Here is a 22,802-nt window from a genome sequence, read left to right as displayed (position 1 = left end):
GAATTAGAGAATATTTATGTTTACAGGCATTATTGAAAGTCTAGGTAAAGTAGAAAGCTTGCAAAGCGTGGGCGGTGATGTGCGTTTGCGTATTGGCACCAATCTGGATATGTCTGATGTGCATTTGGGCGATTCGATTGCCACCAATGGTATTTGCCTGACTGTGATTGAATGGGGTGACCACTGGTATGCCGCCGATGTTTCACGGGAAAGTTTAAACCGTACCACCTTAGGCACCTGGAAAGTCGGTCAGCCGGTCAATGTTGAAAAAGCCATGTTGCCGACCACCCGTTTTGGTGGTCATATCGTCAGCGGTCATGTCGATGCAGTCGGTGAAATCACGCTGGTTCGTGAAGATGCCCGTTCTATTTATTATGAAGTGACAGCGCCTGCTGAAATTGCCAAATATCTGGCAGAAAAAGGGTCGGTGACTGTAGATGGCATAAGCCTGACCATTAACCATTTGCGTGGCAATATTATCAGCCTGAATCTGATTCCACATACTGCTGAACGAACCAATATTGGCACTTGGAAAACCGGGGCCAAAGTGAATCTGGAAGTGGATGTGTTGGCGCGTTATATCGAGCGTTTGATGCTGGGTGATAAAGCCGCTGAAGTCAAAGAACAGTCGAAATTGAGCATGGCCTTTTTGGCAGAAAATGGCTTCTTGAAGTAAAAGCTCCTAGAATAGAAAACAGTCTGATTGAAAAATGAGGCTGTTTTTTTATTTCTGAGTGATGGTTTTTTAATCTGTGAAGCATATATGAAGATGGTAATGGATATTGGTAAATGCTTGATTTTTTAATGCATATTGAACAATGGTTACCGACTTTACTGGATCAGTATGGTCTGTGGATCTATGTTATTTTATTTTTGATTATTTTTGCAGAAACCGGCTCGGTGTTTATGTTTTTCTTGCCGGGAGATAGCCTGCTGCTTGCGATAGGGGCGCTTTGCTCAAGTACAGATGTCATTCATTTACACTTTATGGGACTGTTACTGTTTAGCGCTGCGGTATTGGGTTATATCGTCAATTATTATACTGGGAAGATTCTGGGCTTTAAGTTTTTCCATGAACATTCACGGTTTTTAAAACCAGCCTATATTCTGAAAACCAATCATTATTTTGCCAAGCATGGTGGTAAAACCATTTTAGTTGCGCGCTTTGTACCTTTTGTACGGTCGTTTGCGCCCTTTGCAGCAGGTGCTGGGCATATGAATGTATTAAGTTTTATGCTGTATAACGTGGTTGGTGGTTTAATCTGGATCGGCTTATTATTAGGGATTGGCTATGGGGCAGGCAATATGCTGGGTCTGGCGGTAGACTTGTTCTAATCGTTTTATTATTTATTTGAAATTTAATTATTTTTTTAAAAACAACATTTAAAAGTCCATCGAAATGGACTTTTTGATGCTAACGACAACATTTAAAAATACCCAAAGCATGTTTCAGAGATCAGGACTTAGGTTGATCTGTTGAAAAATTAGAATGCTTTAAAATGTACTCGATTTCTTCCTGACTGGCCTGAAGTAGTTTGGCACGAAATACTGTTACCGCTTGCTCAATCAATGTTTCAGCTTCCAGTTCCAGACGTAAACGAACCGTTTCCAGTTCCGATAATATTTGATCATCAGGAATCGACAGCATGCCTTTGGCAAAGTTCAAGGCAGCGCCTTCTGGGTTTTTATGAAAACGCGCGGTATAGGTTTGGGTTTCATGCTCTACATTTTGACGGATAAAAGCCAGGGTATGTACTTGCTCGGCAAATTGTCTGGCTTCATCCTGCATTAAGGCCTGGTCATAAGCGGCTTGTTCGGCACGTTTATTTTCAAGAGACTGTTCCAAAGCACGCTGCTTGCGCAAACGCGCTTCTTCAATCAGCTCAGCCTTGCGCTGGACATATGCACGCTCAATTTTTTCATAAGATTGCTGCTGGGCTTCTTTGTCTTTTTCCAGCCACTTCTGAATATTGGTTTCCGGTTTGAGGACATTACAGACGCGGTGTAAGTCATCAATAAATGCCTGACGAACAGCCTCAGGTACATCTAACCAGCGCTGTTTAAAATCTTGACCGACATTTAATGCCACCACATCTCTCCTTATTTCAATTGATTGGCTAAAGCTTGAAAGTTCGCGGCTCAATACCTAAGCGTCGATATTGTTTAAATTTTTCACGACCCAGTTGTTTTGCCGATTCATTATTTTCGATGATTTCTATAATGTGACTAAATTTATCAATCTGTTCAAGGGCTTGATTGTTAAAATTAAACACAATCCAATTCGATTGTTCCGGCAGACGCGATGAAATGCAAATGGTGGCGTGTTCCTGATCAATGCCATGCGGTATAAAACTGCTGGGATCAAAACTCCACAATTGTTCATCGAGCTGCTGCTGCAAGTCGGCATTTTCACAATACAACCAGATCTGTTCCGGCTGTTTCAGAATCTTGCGACACAAACGGCAAGTGCTTTGCACTTGCCGTTCATTGCTTTTTTCAAACAGGTAAAAGCTGACTTTAGCCATTCGACTGCGCACGATTGGTCAGGAATTGAACCAGTAATGGCACCGGACGACCGGTTGCACCTTTGGCTGTACCTGAGTTCCATGCCGTTCCGGCAATGTCTAGATGCGCCCAGCGATATTCGCGGGTGAAGCGTTGTAAGAAACATGCAGCAGTGACTGAACCAGCTTTCGGTCCACCAATATTGGCAATATCGGCAAAAGGAGAGTCCAGTTGTTCCTGATAATCTTCAATCACTGGCATGCGCCATACCCGGTCAAATGCCGTTTGGCCTGCAGCACTGATTTCTGCTGCCAATTCATCATCTGGTGTGAACATCCCCGTCAAGACTGAACCTAAAGCCACCACGCAAGCACCAGTCAGGGTTGCAATATCAATCACTAAAGCCGGATTAAAGCGTTTGATATAAGTCAGGGTATCGCAAAGGACCAAACGGCCTTCGGCATCGGTATTTAAAATTTCGACCGTTTGACCGCTCATGCTGGTCACGATATCGCCCGGGCGGGTTGCATGACCTGAAGGCATGTTTTCCGCCGCAGCAATCGCACCGACCACGTGAATAGGTAATTTCGATTCACACAGTGCACGGATGGTACCGAGTACAGAGGCTGCACCACACATGTCGAATTTCATTTCATCCATGCCCAGACCTGGTTTGAGTGAAATACCACCGGTATCAAAAGTAACGCCTTTACCTACCAGTACGACTGGCGCTTGTTCTGTATTAGATTTGTATTCGAGTGTAATCACACGACCGGGACGATCAGACCCTTTGCTGACTGCAAGGAAGGCATTCATGCCCAGATCCGCCATCTGCTGCTCATTAATGACAGTGACTTTCAGCAAGTCCGGATATTCTGCAGCCAAGGCTTGGGCTTGTTCTGCCAGATATTCAGGAAAGCAGATATTGCCTGGGCGGTTACCCAAGTCACGTGCCAGACTTTGACCTGATTGCACGGCATGAATCAAGCTGAGTTGTTCTGAGTTTAAGCTGCTGTTTTCTGCAATTAGATGAATTTCTTCAAGAATAAATTCATTTTTCTTGGATTTGTACTCATCAAAGGCATAGCCTGCCTGAGTCAATGCTAAGGCAAATAAATAATGTTGTTCGGGTGCCAGAGCGGAGATATCCACGCTAATTTGTTTGAATTTTCTTTGTGACGCTTTGATAATAGTTTGTGCGATTTTTGCTAATTTAGCCGGCTGAATCTCTGCAGCTTTATCGATGCCAATTAGGGCGCAATTGGCGCAAGCAGCAACTTTTCCGATCAGTGGCAAGCTTTCGGTTAAGCTGGCTTTAAATTGTGCGGCTTCAACCAAGGTGTTTAAATCATTGATTTGATAGGCAGTTGCTGCCTGTTGCAGGTGCTCAGAATCAACTAATATCAACAAATATGGACTAGACGCATTCTCTTGGAATGACGTATTAATTGTGAGTTTCATGTTCTGTATTCATGCCTTTGAAAGTTTGCAAACCATTAAACCATTGAAACATTTCTGTGAATAGAGTTTCAATGCACAACAACAGTATAGGTTTTATATTTTCACCATTCGGGTAAACTAGCGCTAGTTTTTATTTGCCTTTTTTGGGAAGAATTAATTTGATTATTCGGCGTTATCTGGTCAAGCAAGTGGTGTCGACATCCTTGGTTGTGATTGCCTTATTGACCTTAATTATGATGGGTGGTCGACTGATCAAGTATTTTGGTGTGGCGGCACAAGGCCGTTTAGATGCCAGTATTTTGTTTAGTATTATTGGTTATCGACTGCCAGAATTTTTAACGTTAATTCTTCCCCTCGGCTTCTTTATTGGTCTGATGCTGGTGTTTGGTCGCTTATATGTCGATCATGAAATGGCGGTGCTGAATGGCAGTGGCGTTAGCCGACATCAGTTAGGGCGGTTGCTCATTCCTTTGATGGTGGTCTATCTGGCTGTTCAAGCAGTATTGATGATCTGGATGTCACCTTGGGGACTACGTCAGTTTGAAGAATTAACCACCAATCAGGCCGTGCGCACCGGATTTGATTTAGTGCGTCCCAAAGAGTTTATATCTTCCGGCCCTTATACCATTTATGCCGGGGACTTGTCTGAAGACCGCCGTAATTTAAAAGATGTGTTTTTTTATCAACGGGCTGAAAAACCGGGCAAACCGGATGTCATGATTTTGGCCAAAGAAGCGACTCGTGTTGAAGTGGCGAATGAAACGGCCAGTATTGTCGATTTGGTTGAAGGCCGCCGTTACGAAATTTTCCCCGGCACACCTAAATATACCCAAGCCGAGTTTCAGTCTTATCGTTTACGTTTAGAAAGTGACAAAGAAGCCAAATTTGAAAGCGGGGAGGTAGAGGCCTTACCGATTTCTAAAATATGGAACAATCGTCAGGATCCTGTGGTAGCCAGTGAACTGGGTTGGCGAATCTTCGTGCCATTTTCAATTGTTGTGGCTGTAGCATTGGCCATAGCCCTGTGTGAAGTGAGTCCGCGTCAGGGGCGTTATCTGAAACTGTTTCCTGCTTTATTGATTTTTGCCAGTTTGATTGTTGCCTTGATGGCAGTCAAAACTCGTGTTAGTAAGGGTGAGATGGGGATCTGGGCTTATCCGGTAGTGTTGCTGGTCTATACCATTGCTGCAGCATTGTTTTCCCGGAAACAGAAACTGGCACCAAAAATCAAGAAACGAATTCAGCAGGTGAGGTCTTAAAATGTTAGCACGTCGAATTATTGTGAAACATGTGACCAAAACCACGGCACTCGCCATGCTGGGTGCCACACTGGTTTTATCGGTTTTACAAGTTCTATTTACCTATTTGGGTGAATTGGGTTCCCTGAATGAAAACTATAATGCATGGCAAGCCTTGCTCTATGTATTATGGGGTGCACCACGTTATCTGTATGAAATTCTACCTATTTCTGCCCTGATTGGTGCTGTGCTGGGCTTGGGAACATTGGCCTCCAATAGCGAACTGGTGGTCATGCGTTCTGTTGGGGTAAGTCTGTGGCGTATTGTCGGCTGGGTGATCCGCTCGGCGCTGATTTTGGTGGTTTTATCCTTTGTCTTGAGTGAATGGGTCATTCCTTATACCAATGAGCAAGCCAAAAGCGTGAAAGATCATCGCAGTGTCAGTGCACTGGGTGAAGTCAAAGGGTACTGGACCCGTGAAGGTCAGCGCTTTATCTATATTGATTATGCCAATGCCAAAGGGCAGTTGAAGCATGTTCAGGTGGTAGATTTTGATGACAGTTATCGCTTGAAAGGTGTGCTCAATGCAGAACAAGGTCAGTTCGTTAAAAATGGTGACTGGAAGCTGCAGGAAGCTGCGCAAATGGATATTTTGCCGCAAGGTAATTCGACCTTGGTGAAAACCGATCAGCTACCTTTGGCTTTAGCGCTGCAACCGAAATATGTGCATATGGTGACCATTGATCCAGAGGATTTATCACCAAGCCAGTTGGTTAGTTTTATGCGCTATATGCATGAATATAGTCAGATTCCGAAAACGTATAAGCTGGCATTTTGGCAAAAAGTCGGTTCACCATTTGCGCTGATTGCCTTGGTGTTGATTGCCTGTTCCTTTATTTTTGGACCACTCCGCCAACAGTCTATGGGATTTCGTCTGGTCATTGCCTTATTCACAGGTCTAGGATTCTTCTATCTGCAGGATTTTCTAGGCTATGCAAGTCTGGTGTATTCACCTTCTCCGGCATGGTTTGTTTTTGTACCGATTGTGATCATGATGCTGGTAGGTGGTTATTTGCTGAGACGCGCACGATAACTGCAAAATAGCGTGATAAATTTTAAATAGATAGTGATAAAAACAATGTGCATGATCAGCTTTAGTCATGATCTGCACATAGAGTCTTGACCGAAAATTCGGTAAGATATACCGATGAAATTGTAAACAAAAGAGTGTTCATTATGACGGATGCAACTGCTGGCAAAATCCCTCACGTATTGGTAATTATGGATGGTGTGGGTCATCGCGAAGCGGTCGAAGACAATGCTTTCCTGGCAGCAAAACGACCTAATTTAACAGCTATGCAAGAAAAGCATCCGCATAGTCTGATTTCAGGTTCAGGTGAAGATGTTGGCCTGCCTGATGGTCAAATGGGTAACTCTGAAGTGGGTCACATGAATCTGGGTGCCGGTCGTGTGTTGTATCAAGATTTCACCCGCATTACTAAAGACATCCGTACCGGTGCTTTTTTTGAGCATGAAGTGCTGGTGGATGCAGTTGAAAAAGCCAAAGCTGCCAATGGTGCGTTGCATATTATGGGGCTATTGTCACAAGGTGGCGTGCATGCGCACGAAGACCACATTGTCGCTATGGCTGAATTGGCACTGAAACGTGGTGCCAAAGTTTATCTGCATGCTTTCTTGGATGGTCGTGATACACCACCAAAAAGCGCGCAACCATCACTTGAAAAATTAGATGCAGTTTTTGCTCAGTATCCGGGTCAGGGACGTATTGCGACCATGATCGGCCGTTATTTTGCCATGGACCGTGATAACCGTTGGGATCGCGTAGAACAGGCTTATCGACTACTCACTGAAGGTGAGGCGGTTCATGTGGCTGCAACAGCGGTTGAAGGTCTGGAACAGGCTTATGCTGCTGAAGAAAGTGATGAATTTGTTAAAGCGACTCGTATTGGCGAGCTGGCTAAAATTCAAGATGGAGACAGTGTGGTCTTCATGAACTTCCGTGCTGACCGTGCCCGTGAAATTACCAAAGCTTTTGTAGAAAAAGAATTTGCCGGTTTTGAACGTAAAGTGGTTCCGAACCTGTCTAAATTTGTCATGTTAACGCGTTATCAGGCAACCATTGATGCACCAGTTGCCTATATGCCGGAAGCACTGAAAAACTCGATTGGTGAATATTTGTCTGACTTGGGCAAAACCCAATTGCGTATTGCTGAAACTGAAAAATATGCCCACGTGACCTTTTTCTTTAGCGGTGGCCGTGAAGATGAATATCCGGGTGAAAAGCGAATCCTGATTCCATCTCCAAGTGTGGCGACTTATGACCTGAAACCGGAAATGAGTGCTTATGAAGTGACTGATCAGCTGGTTGCAGCCATCAATTCAGGTGAATATGACTTGTTGGTGGTGAACTATGCCAATGGTGATATGGTCGGGCATACTGGCGTATTTGATGCTGCTGTGAAGGCTGTTGAAGCAGTAGATACTTGCCTTGGCCGGGTCTATGAAGCGGTCATGGCACAAAAAGGCCATATGCTGATCACGGCTGACCATGGTAATGTAGAGCAAATGCAGGACTACCAAAGTGGTCAGGTGCATACTCAACATACGACAGAATTGGTGCCTTTCATTTATGTAGGTCCAACTTCTGCGACTATTGCTGAAGGTGGGGTACTTGCAGATGTCGCGCCAACATTGTTGAGCCTCATGCACATTCCTGTACCTGCAGAAATGAAAGGTCGTAATTTAATTACTTTAAAATCATAAAATAAATCGTCAAAACAGGTGAATGGATGGCTTTACAACGCTGGAAGATGATTGTCGCTTTAACAACGTTATTCATGTGTGTAAGCCATTCTGGTTTTGCTGCAGTGAAAAACCAGCCTGTTTTAGATTTTGATGATGAAGTCGAAGAAAATTATGCTGAAGTTCCGGTGGAATCGATTCAGCAATTTGTACAAATTTATAGCATTGTCAAAGAAAATTATGTCGATGTTAAAAATGATGAGACTTTATTTCAACAAGCCATCAAAGGCTTGGTCAGTGGCCTAGACCGCTATTCTCGTTATTTAAGTCCAGAAGATTATAAGCAGCTATTGCAATATACCGAAGGTGACATTGCCTCGGTTGATTTTGAACTGGTTTATGAGCAGCAGTTGCATCAATGGGTCATTCAAGGCTTAAAGGACAATGCCGACTCTGCCAAGCAAGGTTTACGCAATGGGGTGACGGTTTTTAAAATTGATGATCAAGAACTCAAAAAACTCAATCATGATCAGGTGAGTAGTTTACTCAACGGTTCGATTGGTTCGACCTTAAGCTTGCAACTGGCACAAAATAGCAGTCCCATTATTTTGGTACGCAATAAAAAAATAGAAACCGATATCCAGTCTGTACTGTTACATAATCAGGTTCTGGTCATCAAAGTGAAAGTCTTTCAACAAGATACCGCCAATGAAATCAAACGAATCATTGAAGAACATTCATCTTCAAGAGTCAAAGCGGTCTTGCTGGATTTAAGAAATAACCCCGGTGGTTTGTTGTCTGCAGCAGTGGAATCGGCAGATTTGTTTTTGAATCAGGGGATAATTGTTTCGACCAAAAGTCGTTCCGAAGGTGATCAGCAGTTTCAGGCTTTACCAAGTTTTGAATTCCAAAACTTAAAGCTAGGTATTTTAATCAATAACCGTTCTGCTTCCGCGGCGGAAGTGTTTACCGCAGCCATGAAAGATCATGGTCGTGCCTGGGTGATCGGTGAAAAAAGCTATGGTAAGGGTGTTGTGCAAAAGCTTTTCCCACTGTCTAATGGTGCCGCTTTACAGATGACTGTGTCGCATTACTATACCCCGAAAGGGCAGATGATTGAGGGTGTGGGCATACAGCCAAATCAGCAATATCTGCTGCAACATGACATGAAAGAAGAGAACTATCTTGAACATGTTGCAGAGATGCTTTTAACGCATAAATAAAGCGTTTTATTCTTCTTCAGTGTCCAGACCGAATTTTTTTAGGCGGTAACGTAAGGAACGGAAGGACATGCCCAGTTTTTTGGCTGCCAGTGTTCGGTTCCAATGGGTCAAGTTCAGTGCATTCATCAAGATATCTTTTTCAATGTTTTCCAGATAGAGCTCTAAACCTTCATCGGGTAATTTCTTGGAAGCCAGAAGAATGTCACTACGCAGCGTTGTGCTTTCTTCAGGTTCATCGCTTGAGCTGGCTGCTGGATAACGTAAAGGTGCACTTTGTAACTGTGGCAAGTCGATTTTTTCATCATCACTTAAGGTAATAGCGCGTTCAATAATATTTCGTAGCTCGCGGACATTGCCCGGATAATATTGACTGAGTAAAAAGTTTTTTGCGCGTTCCGTCAGCTGTTTTGGTGCGATATCCCATTCATGACTGATTTTCTGAATGAAATGATGAGCCAATAAAATAATGTCATTGCCGCGTTCGCGTAATGGGGGAAGCACTAAATCCATCACGTGAATACGGAAGAACAAATCCTGTCTAAAGCGGCCTTGTTGAACCAGTGCCTCCAGGTCTTGATGGCTGGCACTGATGACCCGGAAATCGACATCAATTTCAGTATCTGAACCCACTGGACGAATCCGTTTTTCCTGTACCGCACGTAACAGTTTGACCTGCATGCTTAAAGGTAGTTCTGCCACTTCATCTAGAAATAAACTGCCGCCGTGAGCCGATTGAATCAGACCTTGCTTGTCTTGGGTTGCACCGGTAAAGCTGCCTTTTTTATGTCCAAAAAGTTCGCTTTCCATCAGTTCAGTCGGAATGGCCCCGCAGTTAATGGCAATAAAAGGGCCTTCATTGCGATTACTCAGGCGATGTACCAGATTGGCTATCACTTCTTTACCAGTTCCAGATTCACCGGTAATAAATACGGGCGCCTGAGAACGGGCAATTTTATTCAAAGTAATGCGTAACTGTTGAATGGGCAGAGATTGTCCGATCAATAATTTCTGTTCCAGACTTTCTTCTTTGCTGTTTAAATTTCCGATGGGCTGGTTAAAGGCTTTCTGTAAAAGCTGCTCTAGATGTTTCTGGTTAATCGGCTTGCTGACAAAATCAAATGCCCCGGCCTTTAATGCCGCAATGGCAATTTCCATGTTGCCATAGGCAGTTAATACAGCAACAGGCAGGGATGGAAAGCGTTGGTTAATCCATTCCACCAGTTGTAATCCATTACCGTCAGGCAAATTTAAATCTGTTAAACAGGCATCATATCTGTTGTCGGTCAACAGTCGTTTTGCCTGTTCAAGGCGATGTGCAATATGCGTTTTGATCCCAAGACGAGATAAGGACATTTGCATGAGGGTACACAAATCTTCCTCATCATCCACTAACAAAACCAGTGGTTGTTGTTCCACAATACACCCCAGCAATCTTTTAATTGATTAAGCAACACGCAGGCATTCTATTCGAAAGCATGCCCCTTGTTCTTGTTGTACATAACCCAGTTTGGCCTGATTGGCTTCACAAAAGCTATGTGATAAATATAATCCTAAACCAGTTCCTGTGATTTCGGTACTAAAAAAAGGTTGAAATAAATAAGCTAAATCTTTGGATTCTACACCACGACCAAAATCACGTACATCAATACGGACATTACTTTCATGTGAGTACACATTTAATTCAATATGTGAATGCTCTGGTGAATTATGTCGAATGGCATTGCGGATCAAATTAATCAAGACCTGACGCAGTTGTGCTTCATCAAAGCGAATAGAAATTTTGTCCTGTACTTTACATTGAATCTGAGTCGCAATATCCGATAAATCTTCCTGAATCAACAGCGGAATAAACTGACCCAAATGTATTTGTGAGGGATGGGTTTCTTTATTGCGTACCATATTTAGTGTGTCTTGCACGATACGATCAATGCGCTGCGTTTGTTTTGAAATCATCCGGCTTAAGGTCGCTTGCTGATGCTGATCGCTGTCACCTAATAGCTCGTTGGCTTGTACAATGGCAGCAAGAGGGTTACGAATTTCATGGGCAATACTGGCAGACAATTGTCCTAGCGCTGCGAGTTTTAACTGTTGAACCCTTTGATTGAGCTTGCTGGCATCTTGTAGCACCAACAGCGTTAGCGTCTGCTGTGGAACCATCAATTTCTGTACTTCAATATGCATATGATAATGACTAAGCTGCGATTCAAACTGGAATCGCTCACCGTCCTGAAGTTGATCAAATTTGAGTAATTCAAATAAATCCGGTTGTGCTTTATATAAGGGATATATGTCATAACCATAGAGTGGAGGAATGCCCAGTAGCATGCAGGCTGCAGGATTGCTCAGTACAATATGGCAGTTCTCATCTAAAACCAGATAACCGAATTCAATCTGTTCCAGAATGTAGCGATTCAGGTTTTGCAGCCGGTCTAATTCTAAGGATTGGGAAAAGTTTAAATTTTCCAGCAACTGGAAACGTTTGACAGCAATCTGGCCACTGCCATAGACCACCAAAAATAGAAAGGCCAATACTGCACTATTGCCTATATTGTTGAGCGAAGAAAAATCAAAAAGGCTGCCTAAAAAAAGTTGATAAATGACACTGATCACGGCAATCAGGGTAATCACCAGGGCTTTTTTTGCATTGAGTAATAAAGATGCCGCAAAGATGGTGACGACAAACAGTAGACTTAATTGCAGATTCGGGCCATCCACAGCCAGCGTCAGCAAGCTTAACGCAATGACATCCACTAAAAATAAAAGCGGTAGTTGTTGGGAAATATTAAAGTGGACGTTTTTTAGGCTAATGAGCTGTATTGCACTCGCCGAAACATAGCCCATCAGCGTGTATAAATAAAGCTGCGGATAATGATAATCCGTATTGAAGCGTTGATTAGTGAATAAAAAAATCACCAAAAGACAGGTTGCAATAATGAATCGGTAAGTGCTGTACCAAATGCCTAAATGATATTGGTTGAACTCAAAATTATTCGTCGTTTTTTGCGTCATGCATGTCTTCTGGTGAGCCAAATGGCATTTAAGGTTTGATCAGTCCATAACGGATCGCTAAATGGGTCAGTTTGACATCACTATCTAAATTCAGCTTTTCGAAGATACGATAACGGTAAGTGTTCACAGTTTTGACACTGACAAAAAGTTTATCGGCAATTTCTTGGGCACTAATACAATTGACCACCATCATCGCCACCTGCATTTCCCGTTCAGAAAGTGCATCAAAAGGAGATTGCTGGGTATCGGACAGGTAGGAGCTGGCCAGTTGTTCAGCAATATCGGCACTAAAATATTTGCCGCCCTGCATGACTTTATTAATGGCACGAACCATTTCCGATACAGGCGCGCCTTTGGTGATATAGCCTTTGGCACCAGCTTTCAGCAATAAAGAAGGATAAGGTTCTTCAGCCAGACCACTGACCGCGAGCACTTTGGTTTCCGGTGCAGTTTGTAATAGACGTCGTGTGGTTTCAACACCGCCAATGCCAGGCATGTTTACATCTAATAAAACCACATTAGGATGATGGTGACGGACTAAGTTAATCGCTTCTTCTCCAGATTCAGCCTGACCAATCACTTGAACATCCGCATGGTCTTCGAGCATTCGGCAAATTCCGGTACGTACTAATTCATGGTCATCTACGACTAAAACTGTGATCACTTAGTTCTCCCTCATATAAAAACGCATTTTTTTTGTTACATAAAGCAAAATAAGCTTGCAATGAAATGACAAAATTAGCAATCCTATTCTTAATCTTTCAATTAAATGTTATACACAATATTGTGAGCAACAAAAAATGTTCACCTTTGTGTCTAAATGTAAGCATTTTTGAGGTAATACACAAATGTATCTTGCCTCCCTGAGTTGAGTAAACCATCGTGAAAAATTCAAAAAAATCTGTAATGCATATGCTGGGTATGTCTATCTTACTTAGCATGAGCTCAGCCAGTTTTGCAGAACTGGTCGTGGATGCGTCTAAAGGGACAGGGCAGGCTGCATTAAATTGGTCCTCTGAAGATGCCAATCAGTTATTAAATGGTGATGTTTCAAGCTCTGCTGAAGAAGTATCACCACAAGGCTCTACCAAAATTACCACCTCAGTGCGTAGTTCGAATGGGGTGGCTCAACATTCAGCCCCTAAAACGGTACAGGTTTTAAATAACTCGAACTATAGCAACCAGCCTTCAGTGAATGCCCGTGCAGCTTTGGTTATGGATGGTCAGACCGGTGAGGTCTTATTTAGTAAAAACAGTAATACGGCTTACCCGATTGCCTCAATTACTAAATTGATGACTGCTGTAGTCATTTCCGATTCACGTTTAAACATGTCTGAAAAAATCACCTTACAGCAATCTGATTTTTCATGTTCTGGCTGTAAAAGTTCAAGTTCGACCTTGCGTGCCGGCGACAGCATGAACCGTGCAGAAGCTTTGCTTGTTGCGTTAATGAAATCTGAAAACCCGGCAGCCTCTGCTTTGGCGCGTACTTTCCCGGGTGGTCGAGCAGCTTTCATTTCGGCAATGAATGCCAAAGCGCGTGCATTGGGTATGAATTCAACCCATTATATGGAATCAACCGGGTTACATCCGGGCAACGTGTCATCTGCACGTGATTTGGGTATTTTAGTCAATACGGCTTCTCAGTATGGTTTAATTCGTCAATTTTCTACTACGCCAAGCTATGACTTTAACTTGGGTTACCGTGTACTGAAATCAAACAATACCAATGCTTTGGTGCGTAATGGCGGCTGGAATATCAATATTTCGAAAACTGGCTATATCAATGAAGCAGGTCGTTGTGTCGTCATGCACACCACTTTGAATAATCGTCCCGCAGTTGTGGTCTTGCTGGGTGCAGATTCTTCTGCAGCACGGACCAATGATGCCACTCGTTTAATGAGCTGGGTATCTAACTTACCGAAACGTATTTAATTTCTAGACCATCGAATACGCAAATTCACTCAACTTTTGCGTATTTAGGTTAAAAAAAAGCCCTGCAATTGCAGGGCTTTTTCATTCAGTCTAAATATGCATTACATATTTGACAGAATTGAATCGCGTACTTGATCCATTGTCGCATCAATCGACAACATCACAGCGTCTTGGCATTGTTTGATCGCTGTATCAGGGTCTTTTAGACCATTACCAGTCACAGTACAAACAATCACAGAACCTTCCGCAATTTTACCTGCTTTAATGTCACGAATTGCACCACCGACAGAAGCCGCAGAAGCTGGCTCAACAAATACACCTTCATACATAGAAAGCAAACGCTGTGCTTCCAAGATTTCAGCATCTGTTAATTCATCAAACCAACCTTGAGAATCACGTACTACTGCTTTTGCATGGTTCCAGCTTTGTGGGTTACCAATACGGATTGCTGTTGCAACAGTTTCAGGGTTTTCAACTGGTGCGCCACGAAGGAATGGTGCAGCGCCAGAAGCTTGATAACCCGCCATAATAGGTAAACCTGCTGGTTTAGGGCCAGTGAATTGATCTGTTTCAGGATCATAAACCACTTGTTCAAACTGTTCTTTTGGCTGATTCGCTACAGCTTCGGTATAACCCATCCAGTGTGCAGTGATATTCCCTGCGTTACCTACAGGCAGGCAGTGGTAATCTGGTGCACGACCTAACTCATCCACGATTTCATAAGCAATGGTTTTTTGACCTTGCAAACGGTAAGGGTTGATAGAGTTTACGATCGTTACAGGTGCTTGATCTGCAACTTCTTTTACCAGACGCATACCGTCATCGAAGTTACCGTGAATTTGCATTGTCACAGCGCCATACATCATCGCTTGCGCCATTTTACCCATGGCAATTTTGCCTTCTGGGATTAAAACGAATGCTTTGATACCTGCACGTGCCGCATATGCAGCAGCTGCAGCAGAAGTGTTACCAGTAGACGCACAGATAATCGCTTTAGAGCCTTCTTCAACCGCTTTCGTCACGGCCATGGTCATACCACGGTCTTTAAATGAACCAGTCGGGTTTAAGCCCTCGTACTTCACATAAATTTCAACATTTTTGCCAATAATGCGTGGAATGTTCTCAAGCTTAATCAGTGGCGTATTACCTTCGCCCAAAGAAATTGCGCGAGTAGTTGCAGATACGGGTAAACGGTCGCGATAGCGGTCAACTAAACCAGTATAACGATTGGCATTAGACATGATGATGTTCCAATTGTGTGTAGAGCTTGGCGAGAGGAACGGAAATATTCCCCTCGACCCGATTAATTATCAAGCGATTCTAAACGAATTCGTACAATTTCGCCATGAATGACGGGCAATGCTTGAATTTGCTGAAGGGCTTCATCCATTTTTGATTCTTTGACTGGATCAGTCAGAATCACGATAGGAATAAGGTCTTTTAAGCGCGGCTGTTGCATGATCGCGTCGATGCTGATGCCGGCACGGCTTAAAATGGTGGTGACATCTGCAAGAACGCCAGTTTGATCTTCGGCGTTAATACGGATGTAGTATCCAGTAGTCATTTCTTCACGTGGCAGAATTGGCAAGTCAGTCAGTGCTTCAAAGGCCAATTGCGGAATAGTCCCTGAACCATCTTCGGTATAAGAGATGTCACGGACAATATCCACCACGTCTGCAACCACAGCAGAAGCAGTTGGGCCTGCACCAGCGCCAGCGCCGTAATACAGCGTTGGACCCACGGCATTGGCTTGAACCAATACGGCATTTTTCACGCCGTTGACATTGGCAATCAGTTGGTCTTCAGGAATCAAGGTCGGGTGAACACGAAGCTCAATGCCTGTTTCCGCACGACGTGCAATCCCTAAGTGTTTGATACGGAAACCGAGGTCTTCTGCATATTTCACGTCTTGGGCTGTGACTTTACTGATGCCTTCAGTGAAGACTTTGTCAAACTGCAATGGAATACCAAATGCAATTGACGCAAGCAAAGTCAGTTTATGCGCAGCATCAATCCCTTCCACGTCAAAAGTCGGATCGGCTTCAGCATAACCCAGCTCTTGCGCTTCTTTCAGTACATCTGCAAAGGCACGGCCTTTTTCACGCATTTCAGTCAGGATGAAGTTGCCTGTACCGTTAATGATACCCGCGAGCCAGTCAATTTTGTTGGCTGCCAAACCTTCACGTAATACTTTAATAATTGGAATACCACCCGCAACTGCCGCTTCATAAGCAATTTGAACGTGGTGATCATCAGCCAGTTTAAACAGTTCATTACCGTGTTCAGCCAAGAGTGCTTTGTTAGCAGTCACCACCTGTTTGCCATGAATGATGGCTTCACGAATCACTTCATATGCCGGATGAATGCCGCCCATCACTTCAACCACAACGTCAACATCAGGCTGACGCACGATATCAAGTAAATCGGCACTTGGTTTGGCTGTAGCAGGCAAATCCAGATCAGGACGAGGGCGACGAGTCCCGACATGGGTAATTTCAATTTCACGACCGGTGCGACGTTTAATCTCAGCAGCATTTTCTTTTAGTAGTTTAAGGGCACCACCACCCACAGTACCAAGACCGAGGATTGCCAGACGAACTGGTTTCACGTCACACTCCAAATATGTATTCAACTTTTTAGTCAATCTAGATCATAGCTAAAAAAACCGCCAGACTCTAGGGTAGATATCACTTTATCTCTACCTATTAAATTTAGTAAATGAACTGATAAAAATTAGTTATTTAAACGGTTTATCAATTCTTCAGGGGATAGATATCCACCCAAATAAACACCCTCAGCATTGTAAATAGCGGGAGTTCCGTTGACGCCCATATTCATCCCCAGTTGATACTGGTCACGTACCGGGTTTTTACAGGTCGCTGGAGGTAGTGGCGCACCTGCAATTGCCTGATCAAAAGCCGCCTGACGGTCTGCACTACACCACACGCTTTCCATGGCAGGCATGAACTGTTCACCACGTGGCCATGCGATATAACGCACTTCAATACCGGCAGCATTGATTTCGGCCATATGCTCATGCAGTTTATGACAATACGGGCAGCTGGCATCGGTAAAGACATAAACGACGTGTTTGGTTTTGCCTTTGGCTTTATAAACCAGAAGATCTTCAGTTTTTAAGTTAGCAAGCAGCTTTTTATTGGCTTCAGATTGCAGGCTTTCACTGACATTGTGAATTTTACTGTCGCCTAAACGCAGCACATCACCCTGAATAATGTATTTGCCATCGGCAGTGGCATAGACAGATGACATGCCTTCCAGAGTGACCCAATACAGATTTGGAACTTCAGTGCTTTTAATATTTAAAATTTTGGCATTGATATTGGCTTTTTTAAAGTGTTGCTGCAGCGTATTGATCAGACGTTGTTGGGCATTGCGTTCAGAGAGATTGGAAGCCTCTCCAGTTGCCGGTGCACTAGCCGTTAAGGTGCTTTGCTTTTTGTCATCATTATTTGAATTTGAGCAGGCAGTCATGGCTACGCTGCTCAGTAAAGTACATGCAATAAAAAGCTTTGAACGGGTAAATAACATAAATAACCCTTTTTTTGTAAATATTAAAAACTGGTGGCTAAGCATAGCAAAAAAAAAGCCACGCTCGTTAACACTTCTTAGTCGTAGATGATGGCTGGCGTTGAGCTTAGGCACGTGGATGATGGCTGGCGTGCAGTTGTTGCATACGGACTTGCGCCACATGGGTATAAATTTGCGTGGTGGATAAATCACTATGACCAAGCAGCATCTGCACTACACGCAGGTCTGCGCCATGATTCAGAAGATGGGTGGCAAAGGCATGCCGCAGGGTATGCGGAGACAGTTCGGCCTGAATACCGGCTTGCAGGGCATAACGCTTAATCGCATACCAGAAATTTTGCCGGCTCATGATGCCGCCATGCTGGGTTAAAAACACATAGTCGGTCGCCGATTTATACAGGCTAGAGCGTGCTTCATGTAGATATTTTTCAATCCATTCGCAGGCGACTTGTCCAAGTGGTACCAGCCGTTCCTTATTGCCTTTACCGGTAATGCGTAAATAGCCTTGTTTTAAATTAATCAGTTCTAGTCTTAAGTTGAGTAATTCCGACACGCGCAGTCCACAAGCATACAGCACTTCAAACATGGCCCGATCACGTAAACCCAAGGCGGTATTGATGTTGGGAGCATTAATCAGGGCTTCCACATCCGCTTCGGACAAATCTTTAGGCAAGGCTCGACCAATTTTTGGCGTTTTATGGGTGGCAACGGGATTGTCGGAACGTATTTTTTGTTCCCGCAAGAATTTATAAAAGGATCGTAGAGCAGAAAGTGAGCGGGCAATCGAACGCGGGCTTTTGCCTTGTTTGGTGAGATTCAGCAAAACATCGGCAACATCATCACTGGACCAGTCCGGCATGTAAGCACTATGACATTCACTACACTGAATTAAATCAGATAGATAGGCATTACGTGTGTGTGGGCTTACTGTTTGAGCAATCAAATAATCTCGAAACCCCTGTAAAAAACTTAAATGTTCAGGAATTTGAACCGGGGCTGGGATACGAGGCTTTTTATTGAGCATGACACTTCTACGTTAACTAAAAACACCAGATTTTTCGTGGTCTTGCTCAATGTAGACCAATTTTTTTGCAATGTCGAATACTGCAAACAAGATGAGAATTGGAATCAAACCTTACTTGGTAATTATTCTCATTTGTTTGTATACTGTACTAAATATTTTAGGAAGCGATGCGGTGCGTTTGTCAGAATTGAAAGCGAAACAAACTGCCATCATTAGCAAAGTGAATCGTACTTTGGATGGTGATACAGCTCAGACCGATCTGGTGGCGAGTCGTTTAGAAACTTTGGGTTTTGTACCGGGAACAAAAGTTCAGGTCATTACCAAGGGAGTATTTGGTGGCGATCCCATCCTGATCCAGGTGGGGTTTACCCGTTTCGCACTGCGTAAAGTTGAAGCTGAAAAAATTGAAATTGAAGAGGGGATCACTGCATGAGTGATGCGCTACGTATTGCCCTTGTAGGTAACCCAAACTGCGGTAAGACATCATTATTTAACCATTTGACCGGAACGCGGCAAAAGGTGGCCAACTATGCCGGGGTTACGGTTGAGCGTAAAGTTGGTCAATTTACCTTACCTTCAGCACGTGCGGTTCGGGTGCTGGATTTGCCGGGGACCTACAGTCTGGACGCGACCAGTCCGGACGAAGCGATTACCCGCGACGTGGTGCAAGGCAAAATTGCAGAAGAAGGTCAGCAAGATGCATTTCTGTGTGTGGTCGATGCCACCAACTTAAAACTGCATTTGGGTCTGGTTCTGGAAATGATTGAGCTGGGTCGTCCGATTCTGCTGGTGTTGAACATGATGGATGAAGCACGCCGTCGTGGCATGCAAATCAACACGCAAAAACTGGCGGAACGCTTAGGGATTCCGGTGGTAGAAACTGTAGCAGTGCGTAATTCAGGGATTGAAAACCTGATGAATGCGCTTGATCAAGGCAAATATTCAACGCCGCATACTGAACTCAGTGGTTTAACCGGTAGTAACCATCATAAGATTGAAACCATCTTGCATGATGTGGTGCATTCGGTCGATCAGGAAGATAAACGTTCAGACTTCCTGGATAAAATATTTTTACATCCTGTTTTAGGTTTGGTCAGTCTGGCCGTGATGATGTTCATTGTGTTTCAGGCGGTATTTGCCTGGGCAGCACCGTTTATGGACGGCATTGAAAGCTTCTTTGGCTGGCTGGGTGAAGCGGTAGGTGCATATATTTCCCATCCACTGTTGAATAGTCTGGTGGTGGATGGAATTATTGCCGGTGCGGGCGGTGTGGTGGTGTTTCTGCCGCAGATTTTGATCCTGTTCTTCTTTATTTTGGTACTGGAAGAATCGGGTTATTTACCGCGTGCGGCATTTTTACTGGATAAATTAATGTTTAAAGCAGGTCTTTCTGGACGTGCCTTTATTCCGCTGCTGTCCAGCTTTGCCTGCGCAGTACCGGGCATTATGGCCACCCGTAGCATCAGTGATCCACGTGACCGTTTAACCACGATTTTTGTGGCACCGCTGATGACCTGTTCAGCTCGCTTACCAGTATATGCCTTGCTGATTGCTGCTTTTATTCCAGAAAAAATGATTTGGGGCATCTTTAACCTGCAAGGTCTGGTGCTGTTTGCGCTATACATGGCTGGGATTGTCAGTGCCCTGATTGTGGCAACCGTGCTGAAATTTTTCCAGAAAGACAAATCACAGCATATGTTGTTGATGGAGTTGCCAAGCTACCGTTTTCCTGATGTCAAAAGCGTGTGGATCGGTTTGCTGGATCGCGCCAAGATCTTTATGAAACGAGTTGGTGGCATCATCTTCGCGCTGTCTATTTTACTATGGTTCCTGTGTACTTTCCCGCAAGCACCAGATGGGGCGACAGGCCCGGCAATTGATTATTCATTTGCGGGGATGCTGGGTCATGTGATGCAGCCAATTTTTGCTCCTCTAGGCTTTAACTGGCAGATTTGTATTGCCCTGATTCCTGCCATGGCTGCCCGTGAAGTGGTGGTGGCAGCATTGGGTACCGTCTATGCACTGTCTGCGGTCGATGAAGATGCCATGTCTCAAGGTCTGGCTTCGATTATTGGTGGCACAGGTGACTTGGGCTGGTCATTGGCAACCGGTTTGTCGCTACTGGTGTGGTTTATTTATGCACCGCACTGTCTGGCGACGCTGGCGACCGTGCGCCGTGAAACCGGTTCATGGAAAACTGTATCGTTCATGACGATTTACCTGTTTGGTCTGGCCTATGTGATGTCATTCCTGACTTATCAAATTGCTTCACATTACTTTGGATAATGTTATTTAAGGTTGTGAAAGGAGACTGAGATGATTGAAATTCTAATTGTTGCCGCATTGGTCATTTGGAGTGCTGTCGTGGTGTTTAAGAAAGTTTTTCCCAGAACATCGAACTCAGTCTTCACGGCACTGTCTAAGCACTGTGAAAAGCAGGGCTGGACAGCTTTGGCAAAGTGGTTAAAGCCGGCGATGGTTTCAGGTTGCGGCGGCAGTTGTGGCTGTTCTGCAAATGAAGACCCAGTGCAGAAAAAACCTGAAGTCCAAGCAGTAAAATGGAAGTAACTTTCAAGTTTTATTTCCACTTTAGATCAGTATTTTGAAAAACCGTCATTTTTATGACGGTTTTTTTACGCGCTGACACAAAAAAGCCGAGATAAAGTCAAAACAGAAAAAGCATTCAAAACGGCAAAGTGCTAACATTTTGTCAGTTTTAAAAACAGACCATAAAATGGGGCAAAAATGTTAATACAGCGTGGTGGATTAAAAGTCGTTGCAGGACTCGGAATATCAGGTGTTGCAGCAGTAAATTTCTTACATGAAAATGGCTACCGCGTTGCAGTAACAGATTCCCGAAAGACACCACCAGGGCATGACCAGATTCCGGTAGATGTTCAAACCAGTTTTGGTCAGTTGGATCAGGACTTGTTATTACAAGCTGAAGAAATTGTGATTAGTCCGGGACTTGATCCTAAAATTCCAGAAATTCAGGCCGCAATTGCCAAAGGCATTCCAGTGGTCAGTGAAATTCAGATTTTACGCCGTGCTACCGATAAACCGATTGTGGCGATTACCGGTTCAAATGCCAAAAGTACTGTCACCACCTTAATCGGTTTAATGGCCAAAGATGCCGGCAAGAAAGTGGCTGTAGGCGGTAACTTGGGACGTCCGGCACTGGATTTAACCAAAGATGATCCTGAACTGTATATTCTGGAACTGTCGAGCTTCCAGCTGGAAACCACCTCGAATTTGAACGCTGAAGTGGCTGTGGTGCTCAACATGAGTGAAGATCATCTGGATCGTCATGGTGATATGTTTGGCTATCACACTGCGAAGCACCGCATTTTTCAGGGTGTGAAAAAAGTGGTCTTTAATCGTGATGATTCACTTACCCGTCCATTGGTGCCAGATAACACACCGATGCAGAGCTTTGGTCTGAATGCCCCGGATTTAAATCAATACGGTATTTTAAAAGAAGATAATGGCACCATCTGGTTGGCACGTGGTCGCGAACGTTTACTGAAAAGCTCAGACATGTATATTCAGGGTACGCACAACGTTGCCAATGCCTTGGCTTGTCTGGCTTTAGGTGAAGCTATTGGTCTGCCATTGGACAGCATGTTGGAAACCTTAAAAACCTTTAAAGGTCTGGAACATCGCTGTGAATTTGTCAAAGAAGTCCATGGCGTGCGTTATTACAATGACTCCAAGGGAACCAACATTGGTGCAACATTGGCAGCCATTGATGGTCTGGGGGCTGCCATTGAGCCGCAACAGGGTAAAGTGGCAATCATCCTGGGTGGACAGGGCAAAGGTCAGGATTTTACTGCTTTACGTGACTCTTTAAGCAAATATGCCAAAGTCGCGGTATTGATTGGTGAAGATCGTCCGATTATTGAAGCGGCTATTCAGGGCACAACCCATTTAATTCATGCAGAAAGCCTGAAAGAAGCAGTAGAATTGTGTCAGCAGCATACACAAGCCAACGATGTCGTATTATTATCTCCAGCATGCGCAAGTTTTGACATGTTCAAGGGATATAGTGAACGTGGACATCAATTTGTCGATTGTGTAAATACACTGGCTTAAAAG

At 44.0% G+C, this 22,802-nt stretch carries 21 protein-coding genes; 11 read left to right on the top strand and 10 right to left on the bottom strand.

Annotated features, from left to right (window positions below; translation table 11 throughout):
• The first annotated feature begins 16 nt into the window (after window positions 1-16).
• Complete coding sequence (locus FB6_RS12310; protein WP_174560269.1) at window positions 17-676, top strand: riboflavin synthase; 660 nt, start codon at window positions 17-19, stop codon at window positions 674-676.
• Window positions 677-789: 113 nt separating this feature from the next.
• On the top strand, window positions 790-1,335 hold the full coding sequence (locus FB6_RS12305; protein ID WP_174560268.1) for a VTT domain-containing protein: 546 nt from the start codon (window positions 790-792) through the stop codon (window positions 1,333-1,335).
• 121 nt (window positions 1,336-1,456) lie between these two features.
• Here FB6_RS12305 and blhA read toward each other — a convergent pair whose 3' ends face one another.
• The 3 genes from blhA to FB6_RS12290 are packed head-to-tail and all read right to left on the bottom strand — an operon-like array spanning window position 1,457 to window position 3,966.
• On the bottom strand, window positions 1,457-2,089 hold the full coding sequence (gene blhA, locus FB6_RS12300; protein ID WP_174560267.1) for a cell division protein BlhA: 633 nt from the start codon (window positions 2,087-2,089) through the stop codon (window positions 1,457-1,459).
• 28 nt (window positions 2,090-2,117) lie between these two features.
• The gene (locus FB6_RS12295) at window positions 2,118-2,525 is read right to left on the bottom strand and encodes a DNA polymerase III subunit chi (protein ID WP_174560266.1); all 408 of its coding nucleotides are present in this window, start codon (window positions 2,523-2,525) and stop codon (window positions 2,118-2,120) included.
• Entirely contained in the window at window positions 2,518-3,966 is a 1,449-nt protein-coding gene (locus FB6_RS12290; protein ID WP_174560265.1) for a leucyl aminopeptidase, read from the bottom strand. Before FB6_RS12290 ends, FB6_RS12295 begins: the two co-directional genes overlap by 8 nt.
• A gap of 158 nt (window positions 3,967-4,124) precedes the next feature.
• Here FB6_RS12290 and lptF point away from each other — a divergent pair, with 158 nt between their 5' ends.
• The 4 genes from lptF to FB6_RS12270 all read left to right on the top strand — a co-directional run bounded on the left by lptF (window position 4,125) and on the right by FB6_RS12270 (window position 9,190).
• Entirely contained in the window at window positions 4,125-5,225 is a 1,101-nt protein-coding gene (lptF, locus tag FB6_RS12285) for an LPS export ABC transporter permease LptF (protein WP_174560264.1), read from the top strand.
• 1 nt (window position 5,226) lies between these two features.
• Window positions 5,227-6,297, top strand: a complete 1,071-nt coding sequence (lptG, locus tag FB6_RS12280) for an LPS export ABC transporter permease LptG (protein WP_174560263.1) — start codon at window positions 5,227-5,229, stop codon at window positions 6,295-6,297.
• Window positions 6,298-6,440: 143 nt separating this feature from the next.
• Entirely contained in the window at window positions 6,441-7,988 is a 1,548-nt protein-coding gene (gene gpmI / locus FB6_RS12275) for a 2,3-bisphosphoglycerate-independent phosphoglycerate mutase (protein ID WP_174560262.1), read from the top strand.
• A gap of 26 nt (window positions 7,989-8,014) precedes the next feature.
• Window positions 8,015-9,190: a S41 family peptidase gene (locus FB6_RS12270; protein ID WP_174560261.1), complete on the top strand. Its 1,176-nt coding sequence runs from the start codon at window positions 8,015-8,017 to the stop codon at window positions 9,188-9,190.
• A gap of 6 nt (window positions 9,191-9,196) precedes the next feature.
• Here FB6_RS12270 and FB6_RS12265 read toward each other — a convergent pair whose 3' ends face one another.
• From FB6_RS12265 to gacA, 3 genes are read right to left on the bottom strand one after another with little or no spacing between them, the layout of a single operon-like run.
• Window positions 9,197-10,609: a sigma-54-dependent transcriptional regulator gene (locus tag FB6_RS12265; protein ID WP_174560284.1), complete on the bottom strand. Its 1,413-nt coding sequence runs from the start codon at window positions 10,607-10,609 to the stop codon at window positions 9,197-9,199.
• A 24-nt stretch (window positions 10,610-10,633) separates the two neighbouring features.
• Window positions 10,634-12,199, bottom strand: coding sequence for a sensor histidine kinase (locus tag FB6_RS12260; RefSeq protein WP_174560260.1), 1,566 nt, complete (start codon window positions 12,197-12,199; stop codon window positions 10,634-10,636).
• Window positions 12,200-12,227: 28 nt separating this feature from the next.
• Window positions 12,228-12,863, bottom strand: coding sequence for a response regulator transcription factor GacA (gacA, locus tag FB6_RS12255; RefSeq protein ID WP_092819249.1), 636 nt, complete (start codon window positions 12,861-12,863; stop codon window positions 12,228-12,230).
• 218 nt (window positions 12,864-13,081) lie between these two features.
• Here gacA and FB6_RS12250 point away from each other — a divergent pair, with 218 nt between their 5' ends.
• Window positions 13,082-14,134: a serine hydrolase gene (locus FB6_RS12250; protein ID WP_174560259.1), complete on the top strand. Its 1,053-nt coding sequence runs from the start codon at window positions 13,082-13,084 to the stop codon at window positions 14,132-14,134.
• 101 nt (window positions 14,135-14,235) lie between these two features.
• On the opposite strand, the gene thrC is transcribed toward FB6_RS12250, so the two are convergent.
• The 4 genes from thrC to xerD form a co-directional block, all read right to left on the bottom strand.
• Window positions 14,236-15,375, bottom strand: a complete 1,140-nt coding sequence (gene thrC, locus FB6_RS12245) for a threonine synthase (RefSeq protein ID WP_174560258.1) — start codon at window positions 15,373-15,375, stop codon at window positions 14,236-14,238.
• Window positions 15,376-15,437: 62 nt separating this feature from the next.
• Window positions 15,438-16,742 carry a homoserine dehydrogenase gene (locus FB6_RS12240; protein ID WP_174560257.1) on the bottom strand — a complete coding sequence of 435 codons (1,305 nt, stop codon included), beginning with the start codon at window positions 16,740-16,742 and terminating at the stop codon, window positions 15,438-15,440.
• Window positions 16,743-16,867: 125 nt separating this feature from the next.
• Window positions 16,868-17,683 carry a DsbC family protein gene (locus FB6_RS12235; protein WP_174560256.1) on the bottom strand — a complete coding sequence of 272 codons (816 nt, stop codon included), beginning with the start codon at window positions 17,681-17,683 and terminating at the stop codon, window positions 16,868-16,870.
• Between the two features lie 106 nt (window positions 17,684-17,789).
• Entirely contained in the window at window positions 17,790-18,707 is a 918-nt protein-coding gene (gene xerD, locus FB6_RS12230) for a site-specific tyrosine recombinase XerD (RefSeq protein WP_174560255.1), read from the bottom strand.
• A 172-nt stretch (window positions 18,708-18,879) separates the two neighbouring features.
• On the opposite strand from xerD, the gene FB6_RS12225 reads away from it, so the two are divergent.
• The 4 genes from FB6_RS12225 to murD all read left to right on the top strand — a co-directional run bounded on the left by FB6_RS12225 (window position 18,880) and on the right by murD (window position 22,799).
• A complete protein-coding gene (locus tag FB6_RS12225) occupies window positions 18,880-19,140 on the top strand; it encodes a FeoA family protein (RefSeq protein WP_217427342.1) in 261 nt (86 codons plus the stop codon).
• A complete protein-coding gene (gene feoB, locus FB6_RS12220; RefSeq protein WP_174560253.1) occupies window positions 19,137-20,993 on the top strand; it encodes a ferrous iron transporter B in 1,857 nt (618 codons plus the stop codon). Before FB6_RS12225 ends, feoB begins: the two co-directional genes overlap by 4 nt.
• A 30-nt stretch (window positions 20,994-21,023) precedes the next feature.
• Window positions 21,024-21,275 carry a DUF6587 family protein gene (locus tag FB6_RS12215; protein WP_174560252.1) on the top strand — a complete coding sequence of 84 codons (252 nt, stop codon included), beginning with the start codon at window positions 21,024-21,026 and terminating at the stop codon, window positions 21,273-21,275.
• A 177-nt stretch (window positions 21,276-21,452) separates the two neighbouring features.
• Window positions 21,453-22,799, top strand: a complete 1,347-nt coding sequence (murD, locus tag FB6_RS12210; RefSeq protein ID WP_174560251.1) for a UDP-N-acetylmuramoyl-L-alanine--D-glutamate ligase — start codon at window positions 21,453-21,455, stop codon at window positions 22,797-22,799.
• Window positions 22,800-22,802: the final 3 nt, after the last annotated feature.

The sequence above is a fragment of the Acinetobacter bouvetii genome, from assembly GCF_902753875.1.
Taxonomy (GTDB): domain Bacteria; phylum Pseudomonadota; class Gammaproteobacteria; order Pseudomonadales; family Moraxellaceae; genus Acinetobacter; species Acinetobacter bouvetii_A.
Note: the sequence above shows the minus strand (reverse complement) of the source record. Positions and strands in the feature narration are given on the sequence as shown.

Bases quoted from the DNA above. Each gene is read 5' to 3' on its own strand.
- FB6_RS12310 (WP_174560269.1), top strand. From the start codon at position 17: ATGTTTACAGGCATTATTGAAAGTCTAGGTAAAGTAGAAAGCTTGCAA.
- FB6_RS12305 (WP_174560268.1), top strand. From the start codon at position 790: ATGCTTGATTTTTTAATGCATATTGAACAATGGTTACCGACTTTACTG.
- FB6_RS12295 (WP_174560266.1), bottom strand. From the start codon at position 2,525: ATGGCTAAAGTCAGCTTTTACCTGTTTGAAAAAAGCAATGAACGGCAA.
- FB6_RS12290 (WP_174560265.1), bottom strand. From the start codon at position 3,966: ATGAAACTCACAATTAATACGTCATTCCAAGAGAATGCGTCTAGTCCA.
- lptG (WP_174560263.1), top strand. From the start codon at position 5,227: ATGTTAGCACGTCGAATTATTGTGAAACATGTGACCAAAACCACGGCA.
- gpmI (WP_174560262.1), top strand. From the start codon at position 6,441: ATGACGGATGCAACTGCTGGCAAAATCCCTCACGTATTGGTAATTATG.
- FB6_RS12270 (WP_174560261.1), top strand. From the start codon at position 8,015: ATGGCTTTACAACGCTGGAAGATGATTGTCGCTTTAACAACGTTATTC.
- FB6_RS12260 (WP_174560260.1), bottom strand. From the start codon at position 12,199: ATGACGCAAAAAACGACGAATAATTTTGAGTTCAACCAATATCATTTA.
- thrC (WP_174560258.1), bottom strand. From the start codon at position 15,375: ATGTCTAATGCCAATCGTTATACTGGTTTAGTTGACCGCTATCGCGAC.
- FB6_RS12235 (WP_174560256.1), bottom strand. From the start codon at position 17,683: ATGTTATTTACCCGTTCAAAGCTTTTTATTGCATGTACTTTACTGAGC.
- xerD (WP_174560255.1), bottom strand. From the start codon at position 18,707: ATGCTCAATAAAAAGCCTCGTATCCCAGCCCCGGTTCAAATTCCTGAA.
- feoB (WP_174560253.1), top strand. From the start codon at position 19,137: ATGAGTGATGCGCTACGTATTGCCCTTGTAGGTAACCCAAACTGCGGT.
- FB6_RS12215 (WP_174560252.1), top strand. From the start codon at position 21,024: ATGATTGAAATTCTAATTGTTGCCGCATTGGTCATTTGGAGTGCTGTC.
- murD (WP_174560251.1), top strand. From the start codon at position 21,453: ATGTTAATACAGCGTGGTGGATTAAAAGTCGTTGCAGGACTCGGAATA.